This window comes from Bifidobacterium sp. UTBIF-68 (assembly GCF_006408855.1).
GTDB classification, from domain to species: domain Bacteria; phylum Actinomycetota; class Actinomycetes; order Actinomycetales; family Bifidobacteriaceae; genus Bifidobacterium; species Bifidobacterium reuteri.
In genome coordinates this window covers 33271-47852 of sequence record NZ_JFAN01000029.1, presented here as the reverse complement: position 1 = coordinate 47852, position 14582 = coordinate 33271, and the positions used below count along the sequence as shown (strand labels likewise).

General features: G+C 59.8%; 10 protein-coding genes and 2 pseudogenes. 5 read left to right on the top strand and 7 right to left on the bottom strand.

All coding sequences use genetic code 11. The features are described 5' to 3' along the window. Positions 1–10: 10 nt before the first annotated feature. Both BW14_RS08865 and BW14_RS08860 read left to right on the top strand, forming a co-directional pair. On the top strand, positions 11–1723 hold the full coding sequence (locus BW14_RS08865) for a phosphotransferase (RefSeq protein ID WP_140490337.1): 1713 nt from the start codon (positions 11–13) through the stop codon (positions 1721–1723). An 83-nt stretch (positions 1724–1806) separates the two neighbouring features. Beyond that, the gene (locus BW14_RS08860) at positions 1807–2031 is read left to right on the top strand and encodes a DUF3107 domain-containing protein (protein ID WP_140490335.1); all 225 of its coding nucleotides are present in this window, start codon (positions 1807–1809) and stop codon (positions 2029–2031) included. A gap of 8 nt (positions 2032–2039) precedes the next feature. On the opposite strand, the gene BW14_RS08855 is transcribed toward BW14_RS08860, so the two are convergent. From BW14_RS08855 to BW14_RS08825, 6 genes and pseudogenes are all read right to left on the bottom strand, one after another. Continuing rightward, a complete protein-coding gene (locus BW14_RS08855; RefSeq protein ID WP_140490333.1) occupies positions 2040–3098 on the bottom strand; it encodes a LacI family DNA-binding transcriptional regulator in 1059 nt (352 codons plus the stop codon). Positions 3099–3142: 44 nt separating this feature from the next. Next, positions 3143–5230, bottom strand: coding sequence for a beta-galactosidase (locus BW14_RS08850; RefSeq protein WP_140490329.1), 2088 nt, complete (start codon positions 5228–5230; stop codon positions 3143–3145). Positions 5231–5325: 95 nt separating this feature from the next. Beyond that, a complete protein-coding gene (locus tag BW14_RS08845; RefSeq protein ID WP_140490327.1) occupies positions 5326–6336 on the bottom strand; it encodes a carbohydrate ABC transporter permease in 1011 nt (336 codons plus the stop codon). A gap of 1 nt (position 6337) precedes the next feature. After that, entirely contained in the window at positions 6338–7282 is a 945-nt protein-coding gene (locus tag BW14_RS08840; protein ID WP_181161792.1) for a carbohydrate ABC transporter permease, read from the bottom strand. Between the two features lie 310 nt (positions 7283–7592). Next, positions 7593–8941: pseudogene (locus BW14_RS08835) on the bottom strand (ABC transporter substrate-binding protein). A 724-nt stretch (positions 8942–9665) separates the two neighbouring features. Beyond that, positions 9666–10559, bottom strand: a complete 894-nt coding sequence (locus BW14_RS08825) for a PHP domain-containing protein (RefSeq protein ID WP_081886541.1) — start codon at positions 10557–10559, stop codon at positions 9666–9668. 171 nt (positions 10560–10730) lie between these two features. On the opposite strand from BW14_RS08825, the pseudogene BW14_RS08820 reads away from it, so the two are divergent. Continuing rightward, positions 10731–11410: pseudogene (locus BW14_RS08820) on the top strand (vitamin K epoxide reductase family protein). Between the two features lie 134 nt (positions 11411–11544). Here the strand turns inward: BW14_RS08820 and dapF are convergent. Then, entirely contained in the window at positions 11545–12441 is an 897-nt protein-coding gene (gene dapF, locus BW14_RS08815) for a diaminopimelate epimerase (protein WP_044090024.1), read from the bottom strand. Between the two features lie 159 nt (positions 12442–12600). On the opposite strand from dapF, the gene murI reads away from it, so the two are divergent. Together murI and BW14_RS08805 are read left to right on the top strand one after the other, a co-directional pair. Then, positions 12601–13395: a glutamate racemase gene (gene murI, locus BW14_RS08810; protein WP_044090025.1), complete on the top strand. Its 795-nt coding sequence runs from the start codon at positions 12601–12603 to the stop codon at positions 13393–13395. Positions 13396–13734: 339 nt separating this feature from the next. Continuing rightward, positions 13735–14577: a patatin family protein gene (locus BW14_RS08805; protein WP_181161785.1), complete on the top strand. Its 843-nt coding sequence runs from the start codon at positions 13735–13737 to the stop codon at positions 14575–14577. Positions 14578–14582: the final 5 nt, after the last annotated feature.

The window sequence follows — 14582 nt, the reverse complement described above, 5'->3', positions numbered from 1 at the left end:
TGGAAGGGTGATGAGACGAAGCAATTACATGTTGGCGGCATTGGCCTCAGCCGTCCTGCCGAATCTGGCCGTTGCAGGAGTTCGTCAGACCGCTCAGCAGAGCGCGACTGATCTGGCCAAAGGCATCGATCAGGCAGTCATACAGGACGCCTCGGGCAAACTGTATGACGTGTACGCCACCGACACCAAGGAAGGTCGCACGCGTCTGACACGCCGTGTGCAGGCCGCGCAGACGTTGTTTGCAGCGCGGGAGCCCGGTGGCCTCGGGTTCAATCTGGACCATGTGATTGCATTCGCTCCGGGCAAAGTACCGCAGCCGGGCGCCACCTCGACCGCCCAGGCCCTGGATCAGGCAGCGGTCGCTGCCGCGCCGAAACCGAAAACCAAACCAGGCCCGACCGGCCAGACGGCGGTGATGATCGCCACCCACAATGAAGGACAGGCGCGCTCGCTCGATCTGCTGACGCTGGACGACTGCGCTTCGGTAGGCACGGCATTGGGAGCCATCCACCGCCTGCCTCCCGCATTCCTGAAAGCCGCCAAGTATCCGGTATTCACCACCGGTCAGATTCGCGCCCAACTCATCGCCTGGATCAGACGACTGCGCGCGGCAGGCCATGTGCCGCAGGAGATCACCAACAGCTGGGCGCAAGTCATCGAAACCGAGGGACTCTGGTCGTTTTCCACCTGCACGGTGCACGGTGGCTTCTCCGATGGCGATATGCTGTTCTCCGGATCCACCATCGCCGCAATCACCAATTGGCAGGATATGCAGGTCAATGATCCCGCCCGCGATCTGGCGTGGATCTTCGGCAAACTGGATGAGTCCCATCGCAATGCCGTACTTTCCGCATACGGCCGCATGATGGGCGCGCGACTCGATGACCTCATCATGCTCCGCGCCAATCTGTGGCTGCAGATGGAACAGGTCGGCGAGTTCATCCAGGCGCTGAACCGCGCGGACAACGACCGCATCATCCAATTCAAGGCCCAAGTGGAGCGTCTCGCCCATCAGCTCGGGGTCATCAGCCGATCCACGGCCACTACGCCATCCGCGGCAAAAGCCACCGGCAAGCCATCCCATAACCCTTCCACCATCACGGTGGGCACCTTGTTGAACAATGACGGGCAGCAGGATGCCGCGCAGCAGGATAAACGCACTGCGAACGCGGCCGGCGACACTGTACGTAATCCCGACGCACAGAATCATGTTGCGCAGAATCCCAATGATACGAACGACCCCGACCGTACAGGAAGCGCGGATATCATCGCGGCCGGCAGCATCGACGTCACGCCGAAGGTCGCAGCCGCCGACAGAAGCGTCACGGACAAGCCCGCAGCGGACAATGACGATCAGACGGCGAACCGGCCGGTGACCGCCACAGGCTCGACCAAGCCTCAGCCTACGCCCAACGCACAGCCGTCCTCGGCATCCACCATTACGCTCAGAGAGCTCATCGACATGCATGAGCAGGAAGAGCGGCAGGCAGCGGCATCATCCGTCAAGGCCGTCGACAACGGAAATACGACGGCTGCCACCGAGGAGGATGACGACGACACCGGCGAGCACGAGCCCCAAGCCTCCTACGCGGCGGAGACCACGGTGATCCCGCTGCTGGAGCGAGAGGAGCGAGCGCTGCGCGATGCCAGGGCCGGTCTGGAAGGGTATGACCAGAACGGCAACACCATCGTCAGTCATCAGGTCTCCACGCCGAAGGCGTAAACGGGCGAATCCGCGTGTCCGTCCATTCCGGATACGGCACAATAGGTTTAGGTTAACGAGTATCCCAATCATCAAGGAGCATCATGGATATCGAACTGGGCATTCAGAATGTGGCCCGTCCGGTCAACTTCAGCACCGAACAGTCCGCGGATGAGGTCAGCAAGACTATCGCGCAATCCGTCTCGAATGGCACCACCATCGATCTGACCGACGACAAGGGCCGCCGCATCATCGTTCCCGCGGGCGCGCTCGGCTATGCCATCATCGGTTCGGACACCAAGCACGCGGTGGGCTTCGGCGCCCTGTGACCGCGGATTCACCGGCGCGTGGAGGCGCGCACAATGACTTGAGATGAGCAGGTCAGCTTTTCCGGCATGACGTTTTCTCCCCGAATGCGCGCCAGGATGCGTTCCACCGCAGTCGGCGCGGTCCACTCCAGCCGGGAGTCCATCGTGGTCAGCGGAATCTGCAGATACGCGGCCTCCTCGATGTTGTCGAAGCCAATCACCTGCACCTGCTCGGGCACCGCATACCCGGAAATCCGCAATGCCGTCAGGGCACCGATGGCCAGTTGGTCGTTTAATGCCACCACCCCGTCGAACGGGACGCCGGAATCAATCAGCCGCTGCGTGACGCGCGCCCCGGCACCGATGGTCCAATCCAGATCGGTGGTGCCCACCAGCCTCGGATCGATGGCGCATCCTCGACGATGCGCCTCCTCGATCACGCCACGCAAACGCAACTGCGCATTGCCTTCGACCGATTGAAGCAAGGCGTCTTCATCATAGCTGCCACGAGCACCGACGACCGCCAGCCGGCTTGACCCATGTGCATACAGGTAACCCGCTGCCTGAGCCGCCGCGTCCACATCATCCGGCGTCACATGGTCGGCGACGCCCCATGTGGTGCGGGCACCGACCACTACAAGCGGAAAACCAACCTCCAGATCCTCTTTGCTAATGTTCTCCACCTCGCTCATGGACAGGATCATGCCATCTGAGACAGTGGAGTTGAATTTCCTCAGCAGATCGCGTGCACCCTTGGCGGAGCCTTCCGCATAGGTGATGACATAGACGGAGTAATCGTGTTGGCGCGCCGCATCGATGGTGCGGTTGGCAAGCTCGGCCAGATACGGCGGGGTGAGCGAAGGAACCGCGAGCGTGATGAAACCGGTGTGGTTGCGGCTCAGGTTGCGTGCTGCCACGTTGACCTGATAACCGAGCTCCTTGATGACCGATTCCACTTTGGTACGGGTGTCTTTGCTCATGCGCCCAGATCCATTGATCACGTTCGATGCGGTTTTGAGCGAGACCCCGGCCGCTTCGGCCACATCGCGCAAAGTGACGCGTCGTCTTGTCCCAGGATGCTCGCTCACGGCATATCTCCTTTTACATCATCGGCATGGAGTGAAGTACGTCGTCATTCTACCCGCTTCACGATCAGCGCCGAATTGCGGTCCATCACATATTCATGTGCGCGCGCGCCGGGGTTGCAGCGATGGGCGACAATGGGCTCGCCCATAACGTTCTGCACATGTACCGGTTGCCTGTCCCGGTTGAGGTAGCAGTCGAAGATCGCATTACCGTCCGCCGAACGACGAATCGTATGGACGATACGCTGATCGACAACTGCTGCGGGGTACAGCGCGCGCATCAATGACGCGATGCCGCTGCGATCCAAATCGCAACCGACATACAGCGCCGCTCCCTCGCCGTACGGATGACGGGTGATGGCGGGCACGTCGGCAAGCTCCCAATCGGACGCTTCGGCACCGACATATTCGGCGATCACCTTGGTACCTTCGGCAAGCCCTGTCACCACGTTCTGCCAAAGCCTGCTCACCGAACCATCGCACAGTCGGATCTCGAAAGGCTCGCCTTCCGCTTCGCTTCCGAGAATGGTGAATTCCTCGCTGCGCACGCCGAGCATTTCGCGCAACAGTCCGTGTCCGGCACCTGGGTAGCCGCCGAGGCCGACGTGGAAATGATCGTCGATCAGCCCCGTGGCGTAGCCGATGATGACACTGCCACCCTTGCGCACGAAATCGGCGATGCGGCGTACGTCCTGATCGGACAGAATCAATACCGTGGGCAGGATGACCGTCTGGTATCCGCTCCAGTCGTATGTCAGCGGCACGATGTCCGCACGTCGGCCGGCGTCCAGAAGCCCCCGATACCAGTCGCGCACGTCATGCCAATGACTGAGTTTCATACTGGGCAGGGTCTGGCTGCGTGTGGCCCATTCTGATTCGGCGCTGAACAGGATGGCTGTATCCGAGCGTTCGAGTTCACTGCCTTGCATGCCCGCTTCGCCAAGCGCATGCAAGGCTTCCCCGAGTGTGCAGACATCTCGGTAGATTGTCGAGTCGGCACCGGCGTGCGGCAGCATGGCCGAGTGGAATGCTTCGGCTCCGGATGCGGATTGCCGCCATTGGAAGAAATTGATGGCGTCCGCGCCCATGGCCACATGAGCCAGTGCGTCACGCATGAGTTCGCCGTGGCGCTTGCGCGTGTTGAGCGGCTTCCATTGCACTGCGGATGTGGAATGCTCCATCACATACCACGGTTTGCCGAGGGCGAGCGAATCCATCAACGCATCCGAGCAGAGCAGTTCATCCAGATGGGATTCGCCCTCGTGGAAGTAATGGTCGTTGGAGACGAAGTCCACCTCGTCGGCCCATTGGGCGTAATCCATCGTGCACTGGTCGGTGGAGACCATGAAGTTCGTGGTGAACGGCTTATCCGGGCATATTTCGGCGATGGCGTCACGCTCGGCCTTAAAGAAATCGAGCAGCATGTCGTTGCCGAACCGCTCATAGTCGAGCTGCTGTGCGGGGTTCACCATCGCATCGCCGCCCATGTGGCGCGGCAGCAGCACTTCGTCCCAATCGTTGACGTGCTGGGACCAGAACGCAGTGTCCCATGCTTCGTTCAACGCATCGATGTCGCCGTATCGTGCCCTGCACCATGCGCGGAACGCGTCAAGGGCGTTGTCCGAGTAGTCGTAGCGGTTATTCCAGCCGTATTCATTGCCCACATGCCAGGCGGTGACGTACGGGTTGTCCCTGTAGTGCTCGGCGAGTTTGCGGCATAAGGTGAGCGCGTATGTTTTGAACACCGGGCTGGTGGGCTGCCACGATTGGCGCGAACCGGGGTTGATGGTATGCCCGTACTTGTCGATGGGCAGCACCTCCGGATGCTTGATGTACAGCCACATCGGCGCGGAGGCTGTGGCGGTGGCGAGATCGACGGCGATGTTGGCCTCGCCGAGCTTGTCGATGACGCGGTCAAGCCATTCGAATGTGAATGCGCCCTCTCTCGGTTCGATCTTGTCCCAACTGAAGATGGCAAGGGCCACGGTGTTGACGTGCGCCTGGCGCATGAGCCGAATGTCCTCATCGACTACGACTTCCGGCCATTGATCGGGATTGTAGTCGCCGCCGAAAGCGATGCCGCGCCCATTGTTCGTGAGCAGTGACGGCCACTTGTTCGATCTGCGTGTTGCCATGATGATTCCTCGTGTATGTAATCAATGCCGGCCCCCTATTATGCGAACGTCCGTAACGGTTCGGCAATGGGAGCCGGCTGTGTGATGCGCTTACCTTATTCCTTGACTGCGCCGGCGGCAAGGCCGGACTGCCAGTACTTCTGGAGCATGAGGAACGCGATGACCAAGGGGATGATCGTGATCAGCGAGCCGGTGATCACGAGGTTCTGGATCGCCTGGCCGCCGGCCGTGCTGGCCTGGTCCTTCCACTGGTTCAGGCCGATGGTCAGCGGATACCAGTTCGAGTCCTTCAGCATGATCAACGGCAGGAAGTAGTTGTTCCACGTCGCCACGATCGCGAACAATGCGGTCGTCACAATGCCAGGAGCCAGCAGCGGCAGCGAGATCTGGAAGAAGGTGCGGAACTCGCCGGCACCATCCACGCGAGCGGCCTCCAGAAGCTCATCCGGCACCGCCTGCTCGCTGAAGATCCACATCAGATAGAGCCCGAACGTGGACACCAAGGATGGGATGATCATGGACCACGGCGTGTTCGTCAGGCCCAGCTTGGCGAACAGGAGGAACTGCGGGACCGCCAGCGCGATGCCCGGCACGCTGATCGAGCCGATGATCACCGCGAACACGGCCTTGCGGCCCGGGAAGCGGAACTTCGCCAAGGCGTAGCCGCCCATGATCGCCAGCAGGGTCGCACCGCCCGCGCCCACCACCACGTACAGGAGCGTGTTGACCAGCCAGCGGCCGAAGATCCCCTCCTGGTAGGTGAACACCGTCACGATGTTGTCCCACAGGGCGAACGACTTGCCGAAGCCCAGGCCGAACGTACTCGTGAAGTCGGACTGCGTCTTGGTGGCGTTGATCATGAGATATACGAACGGGAACAGGCAGTACACGGCAAAGATCGCGCATACCACGGTCAACGCGATGGAACGGGTAGGATTCGCCGGGTTGGAGAAGCCTGTCTTGGCGGCGCGTTTGCGCTCGGCCTTCTCATCGGCGGCGATGCGCTTCTGACGCGCCTTCTCGGCGGCCTTGGCGGCCTTCTCCTGTGCCTTGAGCTGCGCCTCGGTGAGGCGAGTGGATTCCGAAGTCATTGTTGCGGCACTCATGTTACTTCATCTGCTCCTTCATGCTCTTGAGCTGCACGATGTATGCGATGGCCATCGTGATCACGGCCATGACGATGGCCAAGGCGGCGGCATAATTGCTCTGGTTGCCGCTGAAGCTCAGGTTGTACGCGTACATGTTCGGCGTGTAATACGTCGTGATCGCGTTGCCCGGCACCATGTTCTGCAAAATGCTGGGCTCGTTGAACAGCTGGAACGAGCCGATGATCGAGAAGATCACCGTGATCGCCAAAGAGCCCTTCAACTCCGGCAGCTTGATCGACTTGACGATCTGCCACTCCGAGGCGCCGTCGATCGAGGCCGCCTCGTACAGGGAGTGCGGGATCGTCGACAGCGAGCTGTAGAAGATCAGCATGTTGTAGCCCGTGAACTCCCACGTGTTGATGTTGCCGATCGACGCCAGCAGCATGCCCGGGCTGAACATGTCGATGTCCGTGCCCAGGAAGCCGTTCAGGGAACCCACCAGACCGTACTTCGCGCCATACACGAAACCCCAGATCAGGGTCGACACCACCGCCGGCACCGCATACGGCAGGAACGTGGAGATGCGGAAGAACTTCGTCCCATGCAGCTTCATCGAATCGATCGCCAGGGCCATCGCCGCCGCCAGGAACAGCATGATCGGCACCTGCACCACCGTGAACAAGGCCACACGGCCAACCGACGACCAGAACTGGCCGTCCTGCAGCAGACGCGCATAGTTCTCCAACCCCACGAACCGAGTTCCACCGATCATCTGCTTCTTGAAGAACGAAATATAAACCGCGTACACGATCGGGATGATGAACACGAACACGAACACCACCGCGAACGGCCACATGAACTTCCAACCACGCCAATCCGCCTTATGCTTATTCACGCGCGCCTGGGCAGTATGCAGCCCCGCCTGCTCGGGCAAAATGCCCACAGCTTGCGGCGCTGTGGCCATTGTGTGTTCTTCTGACATGATGAATCTACTTTCTTATCAATATGTCACTATGAAATGCATCCATGCTTTCCAGAGAATGGGCACAAGGGGAGCCCGCTTCCCGCATCGTCGCATAGGAGTGCTGCACGGGCATGGCATGGATCGAGACATGACAAGGCGGGGATACTCTTGGGGAGCATCCCCGCCCTTGAGTCAGCGGCCTGGCTTGAAGGAGTGAAAGCGCTGGCCTTTGCGGTTCGGATTCCTGTCTGACAGTTGAGCGGAAGGAGAGCAGGCTGTGGAATCCGAACCGTTGGATGTATCGGACCGCCTACTTGACGGTCACGGTGTAGCCCTGCTGTTCACCCTGCTCAGCCAGTTTCTTGCCGTAGTTCTCGAGCGCCTGCTCAAGGGTAATCTCCTTGGAGTAAGCCTTGGAGACCTCATCACCGTAGGAAGACTGGGCGAACGGGTTGTACGGCAGGTACTGGAACTTTTCGGTCGGGCGCTGAGCTGCTGCAGAAAGGACCTCGTTCACGTTCTGTCCGCCGAAGTAGTCGTTGGTCTTCTTGTTGCCCTCGGTGGTCGGATCGACGAAGGAATCGGACTGGAGAATCTTCTTGAGGGACGGGAAGGTGCCGGTGTCCGCCATCTCCTGGGCACCGTCGCCATGGGTCATGTACTCGACGAACTTGTAGGCTGCGGCCTGGTTCTTGGAGAGCTTGACGACGGCGAGTGCGGAGCCGCCATCCTCGGCGGAAACCTCCTGGCCCTCCTCCCACTGCGCAGCTGGGCGACGCGCCAATTGCCGGCCTGGTCGGGTGCACCGGACATGAGATTGATCGGCATCCATGCGCCGATGGTCAGCGAGGCGATGGTGCCGTCGTTGAGCTCGCGGTTCCAATCGTCGGACCAATTCGGGGTCTTGGTATCGACCAGGTCCTCGTCGATGAGCGTCTGGACGAACTCGATGTAGCGTTGCATGCCTTCGTCCTTGGTCATGTTGATGGTGATGTTCTCGCCATCGACGGTCCATGGCTTGGCGCCGGCCTGCCAGATCTGGGCGGTGAACGGCTGGTAGTCGTTCGAGGTGCCGGCGAGGTTGGTGATGTAGGAGCCGGTGGCGCGAATCTTCTTGGCGGCCTCGTAGTAGTCGTCCCACGTCTTGATGGATTCGCCGTCGACGCCGGCCTTGTCAAATACGGCCTTGTTGTAGAAGAACATCTCCGGGCCGGAATCGATGGGCAACGCGTAGGGCTTGCTGTTGTACTGGAGTTTGTTCCACGGGCCGGCCGCGAAATCATCGGCGAGCTTGTCGGCACCGAATTCGCTCAGGTCCACGAGACCATCGGTGACGGCGAACTGGGTGACGGTCGGGTCTTCGAGCATCACCACATCCGGAGCGCCGTTACCTGCGGCGATGGCGTTGGAGAGCGCGGTGGAGGTCTTCTCGGCGGTGCCGGTGTTGTTGAACTTGACGGTGATGCCGGGGTTGGCCTTCTCGAAGTTGGCGATGATGTCCTTCATCGAGTTGCCGGAATCCCAGCCCCAGAACACCAGTTCGGCCTTGTCGGCGTCGCCCTTGTTGGCATTGGCGTCCCCGCTGTCGCCGCAGGCCGCGAGACCGACGAGGGTGGCAACCGCTGCGGTTGCCGCAATGACCTTCTTGACGTTGCGCATGTTATTTCTCCTCCTACCCCATTGTTTCGGGTTATGTCTTTGGTACATCCGTGTACCAACACCTATGATGATACACCTGTGTATCAATATGTCAAACCGCGCGACACGCCTCATTTTCCTTCCCAAACCACGGGAGCCTCCGCATGCCGCAATGCCGAACACAACGCCGAATCACGATACTTGGCGGGGAACAGACCACTAGCGCCAGGATCTGAATCCTGCGAACCCTGGACCCCGGAACAGAGATCCCAATCCTGCCGCGTGCAGGTAAAACAGGCATCGTAAATAGGGACTGCAGGTAGAACAGTGCCAGTTAGAGGCCAATAATCCTCATAACTAGTACTGTTTTACCTGCAGCCCCTTTATTTGTACCTGTTCCACCTGCACAGAGTCGTCTTATTTGTACCTGTTCCACCTGCAGTGCCGCGCCGCACCATCAGAACCGACCATGTTGGCCTCGTAATTGTGTCTGTTTCACCTGCAGAAGAGTAATCAGAACGGCTTTGCGCCGGCAGTTGCAGGTAAAACAGGCTCCGTATCCGAAAGCAGTGTTGTGAATTATGCCGGCAGAAATCAATTCATGTCAATAGCCTGCGCCACCCAATCAACACCACACAGTCGACGCCACACAACCGGAACCACTCAATCGATACCACACAGTCGGCACCACCCAACCGGTACCATCAGGAAGCGCATGAGGGACACACACGCCGGAAGGCGCTTGCTAACGATACAGCGGCAGTACGCCCCGGCGTACGATCTCGGCGACCGTGGCCTCATCGGTAAGGTTCTCGCCCAAGAGGTTCGGCTTGCCTTTGCCATGCCAATCGGAACCGCCGGTGACCAGCAAATGGCATCGCCTGCATATGTCCAGCAGCCTGACGCGCTGATCGGGCAGGTTGCCGCGATGCCACACCTCAAGACCGTCCAAACCTTCATCCACCAGGTACTCTATCTGCGCATCGCTCAACAATCCGGGATTGCGGCTTCTGTCGCCGGGATGGGCGATGATGATCACCCCTCCGGCTTCCTTGATGGCCTTCACCACCTCATGCGTCGTGGGAGAAGGCGTCGGAATATAGTATTTCGATGCCGAATTGACAGCGTCGGCGAACGCCTCCGAACGATTCCTGTACACACCCGCACTGACCAAGGCGTCAGCGATGTGCGGGCGGCCGATGGTGGTGTTGTCCCCCTCCTTGACTTGCGCCAGCACCGACTCCCAGGAAATAGGCAGATCGCGGGACATCAATGCGACCATGCGCTGGGTGCGGCGCAGACGGGCCTCGCGCGTGGAGGCAAACAGCCGTACGATATGCGGATTGTTCGGATCGTATTGGTAGCCGAGCATATGCACCGACACATCGTCGTCGGTGGCCGTAATCTCCGTGCCCCGCAGCAATGGCAGCTGCACGCGACGAGCCGCGGCCTCGGCTTCGGTCCAGCCTGCCGTCGTGTCATGATCGGAAATGGCAACCCCGCTCAACCCACGTGCCATGCACTGCGCAGCCAGGGTCGCGGGAGTCTCCGTACCATCCGAAAACACAGTGTGACAATGAATATCCCACCCGGTGCTCGGCGGCGAATCAGGCATCACATATCCAGTCATACGTTCCATCGTAACCGCATGCACGCCATACCACAGCCAGATCGACGCTTCGCTCTGGGCGAGTTAACCGCGCAACGGCACGGATTCCGGCGACACCCACAGCTATCGTGGTGGACGATACCGAAAAACAGGGGGAATACCATGGCTCGCACGAACAACGACGAATACACCGACTCGCCCATCGACCTCGCTTCCAGCAACGTCGACGAAAACCCGGATTCCTCTATTGTCAATCCACTGACCGGATGGCGTCATAGCGCCACCTGGACGTATCTGATCATGCTGATCGCTTCGGCGATCGCACTGGGCACATCGTTCATCCTGTCGGCGGAAACACTGCAATTGGCCCGCCATCCCGACGCGCAACTCGGCTGTGACGTGAATTCGGTCATCTCCTGCACTACAGTGGCGCAATCCTGGCAGGCGGAGATCGTGAAGTTCGGAGGCCTGAGCTACCCGAACGCGTTCTTCGGCATCGCCGCCGAATCGGTGTTCATCACCATTGCGGTCATCGGCTTGGCGCGCGTACGGGTGCCGCGCTGGTTCGCGGCATGCACCTGGCTAGGCGGACTTGCTGCACTGGCTTATTCGTATTGGCTGAGCACGCAGTCGCTGTTCGTGATCCATGCGCTGTGCCCGTGGTGCCTGACCCTCATGTTCTCCACTACAATCCAGTTCATGGCCTTGAGCCATGCGACGGTGGCCGTGCAGAAGATGCCCGCATCGAAGACGACGGGAACGATTCCCAACGGGCTGAACAAGTATTACCGTCTCAATTTCGACCTCATGATCGATGTGCTCTGGATCGTGGCCATCGTCGCGCTGATCTCGTGACCGAAGGTGCGGCACTGTTCGCCTGACCCCTCCCTTGGCGGTTCTTTGACGCTGTCGGCCGCCATTGCATGACATGACAATCGAACCCCCGCAGGATGTCCTTGTCGGAATCCTGCGGGGGTCTTGTCTCCCTGAGGGTGCCGTATCAGCCGGCGTACGGCTATCGCAGCACATCGATATCCGCCACCAGGGTGGCGGCACCGGTGAGCTTGACATCATGGTCGGAGACGTCCACGCGCAACGTGCCGCCCCGCACGGTGATATCCCAGTGGTCGATGCCGGTCTTGGCCCTGAGGACGATGCCCGTGGCGCATAATCCGGTACCGCAGGACAGGGTCTCGCCGCATCCCCGCTCGTTGACGCGCATGGTGGCCTCTCCCGAGCCGGCGGTGTCGTCAATGTCATCGACGCGCACGAATTCCACGTTCTGGTCGGATTCGATCTTCGGGTTCACTTCCGGCTTGGTCGCCAAGTCGAGCTCCTCGACCACCGGCAACGACGCGAATGCGTCCTCGATCACCGCCACGACGTGCGGATTGCCCATGTCCACGAACGTGCCGCGCGCCGAACCCGGAGTACCGGGGATGGTCACTTCGTAAGCATCCAAAGCACCAATCGCCCACTCCCCCATGTCGACTTGGAACACGTCAGCCCCATAGGGCTTCATATTGCCCTTCGGTGTGAGAATCTTGACGCCGGCACGAGTGCCCAGGCGGAACGGCTCGGTGGAGTCGGCGACGCCTTCGCGTTGGGCGAACAGTGTGATGGCGCGCGTGCCATTGCCGCACATCTCCGCCAGGGAACCATCCGCATTGCGATAATCCATGAACCAGCGGGCGCCTCCTGCGAGGGTTCGGGAGAGTTGCTCATCGGTGAGGTCGGATACGTGATCGGGCCGCGTCAGACGAATCAGGCCGTCGCCGCCAATGCCGAAGTGGCGGTCGCACAGGAATCGCACTTCGTCGGCAGTGGGCTCATATTCGCCGGACCGGTCAAGATACACCACGAAATCATTGCCGGTGGCGTGTGCTTTGGTTACTCGGTTCGGAAAACTCATGTCTGTTAAGAGTACTCTGGTAATGGCAAGGCGACAGTGCCGATTCCATTCCGGTGCACTCCGGTGCACTCCGGTGCACTCCGGTTCGCTCCGAGGTCTGCGGAATCCGCGACACCATGCCTTGGCCCATCGAGTCCATTCATCGGGAAGGATTGTGTCATGAGCTCCTCGGCGCCGATCGGCGTATTCGATTCCGGGCTTGGCGGCATTTCGGTCGTCCGTCAGATTGTGAAGGACATGCCGGACGAACAGGTACTGTACTTCGGTGATTCCGCCAATGCGCCATATGGCACGAAAACACCCGAACAGGTGAGGGCGCTGAGCTTCGCTATCATGGAGCGGTTTGTCGTCCAGGGTGTCAAGGCGGTGGTCATCGCCTGCAATACCGCGACTTCCGCCGCAGTGAATGACCTGCGCGAACAATACGATATCCCGATCATCGGCATGGAGCCGGCACTGAAGGTGGCCTGCGACAGAGGCGACGTGCCTTCGGATCCGCATCATATCCCCCAGCGCGTGATCGTCGCCGCGACTCCACTGACCTTGCGCGAACGGAAATTCGCCAAGCTGATGGAGCGTTTCGACTCGGACAACGAGATATTCAAGGAGCCCTGCCCCGATTTGGTGGAGATCGTGGAATCCGGGCAACTGGACAATCATCAGCTGGTGATGGATACGCTGCACCATTACTTCGACCGGTATGATCTGAACCGTATCGATTCGGTGGTGCTGGGTTGCACGCATTTCGTGTTCTACCGCGACTATTTCCGTGAATTGCTGCCGGATCGCGCTGCGATCATCGACGGCAACGAAGGCACGGTGCGGCATCTGCGCGTCGTGCTGGAATCACTGGGCGCACTGGCCCCCGAAGGCGCGGCCGGCGGCGTGAAGCTCGCCAATTCCGATCCCTCCGAACGAATCGCCGCACTCTCGCACTCCTTGCTGACCCGCTGACTCGCAATGCAGTCGGTTTCCCACCGTGTAGGGAAATTCCCACCGTGTAGGGAAATTCCCACCGTGTAGGGATGCAAAATACAGAAATGGCGGAATTCCGCCATTTCTTATCCCTGCATCATGGGATTTTCCCTACATCATGGGGTTTTCCCTACATGATGGGGTTTCCCTACATCGTGGAGAGTTCGCTGCACGATGTAGGCTGGCGAAACGACTGGAGGCCTAGCGATAACCATGCAATGTGCCTTTCAATGCCTATCCAATTGTCCGACAAAACCGCGTAAGCTCTGAAATTGGTTATGAATATCGATAGGGGCTTTTCAGGGGAGGAATAAAGCTATGAAAACCGCGATGATCGACGTGGGCGGCGGATTCCGCGCGATTTTCGGTTGCGGCGTGATGGACCGCATGCTTGAGGACGGCATCGACGTGGACATGTGCTACGGCGTATCGGCTGGAGCCGCGAACATGACCTCGTTCATCGCCCGCCAGCATGGACGCAATCACACGTTCTATACCAAATACGCATTCCGCAAGGAATACGCGAGCGCCGAGAGCTTCTTCAAGAACCATAATTTCGCCAATCTCGACTACATTTACGGCACATTGAGCAATCACGACGGCGAGTATCCGGTGGATTTCGAGGCTTTTGAGGCGAACCCCACCGGATTCACCGTGGTGGCATGCAATGCCGAGGACGGTTCTGCGAAGTACTTCGATAAATCACGCATTCACTTCGACGACTTCGACGTCGTCAAGGCATCGTCCGCGGTGCCGGTGGCGTGCGAACCGTATGTGGTGGATGGTGTGCCATACTTCGATGGCGGCATCGCCGACCCGGTACCGGTACAGAAGGCACTGGACGATGGCTATGATCGCGTGGTTCTTATCCTTTCCCGTCTGCGCGATGAGGTGCGCCAGCAGCGCAAGGATCTGGCGCCGGCACGCATTCTGGAGCGCACGTATCCGGCGGCGGCCGAGCGGCTTCGCGAGCGCTACCGGACCTACAACGATGAGATCGAACTGGCCAAACGATACGAGGCCGAGGGACGCGTACTCATCCTCGCCCCCGAAGAGTTGTACGGCCTCAATACGCTGAAGAAGAACTTCGAAGGTCTGGAAATGATGTACCGCAAGGGCTATGCCGCAGCCGAGACGATTCCGGAGTTCCTCGGCAAATAGGAGAA

Coding starts and splice junctions, on each gene's coding strand:
- BW14_RS08865 (WP_140490337.1), top strand. CDS start 11: ATGAGACGAAGCAATTACATGTTGGCGGCATTGGCCTCAGCCGTCCTG.
- BW14_RS08860 (WP_140490335.1), top strand. CDS start 1,807: ATGGATATCGAACTGGGCATTCAGAATGTGGCCCGTCCGGTCAACTTC.
- BW14_RS08850 (WP_140490329.1), bottom strand. CDS start 5,230: ATGGCAACACGCAGATCGAACAAGTGGCCGTCACTGCTCACGAACAAT.
- BW14_RS08845 (WP_140490327.1), bottom strand. CDS start 6,336: ATGAGTGCCGCAACAATGACTTCGGAATCCACTCGCCTCACCGAGGCG.
- BW14_RS08840 (WP_181161792.1), bottom strand. CDS start 7,282: ATGGCCACAGCGCCGCAAGCTGTGGGCATTTTGCCCGAGCAGGCGGGG.
- BW14_RS08825 (WP_081886541.1), bottom strand. CDS start 10,559: ATGGAACGTATGACTGGATATGTGATGCCTGATTCGCCGCCGAGCACC.
- dapF (WP_044090024.1), bottom strand. CDS start 12,441: ATGAGTTTTCCGAACCGAGTAACCAAAGCACACGCCACCGGCAATGAT.
- murI (WP_044090025.1), top strand. CDS start 12,601: ATGAGCTCCTCGGCGCCGATCGGCGTATTCGATTCCGGGCTTGGCGGC.
- BW14_RS08805 (WP_181161785.1), top strand. CDS start 13,735: ATGAAAACCGCGATGATCGACGTGGGCGGCGGATTCCGCGCGATTTTC.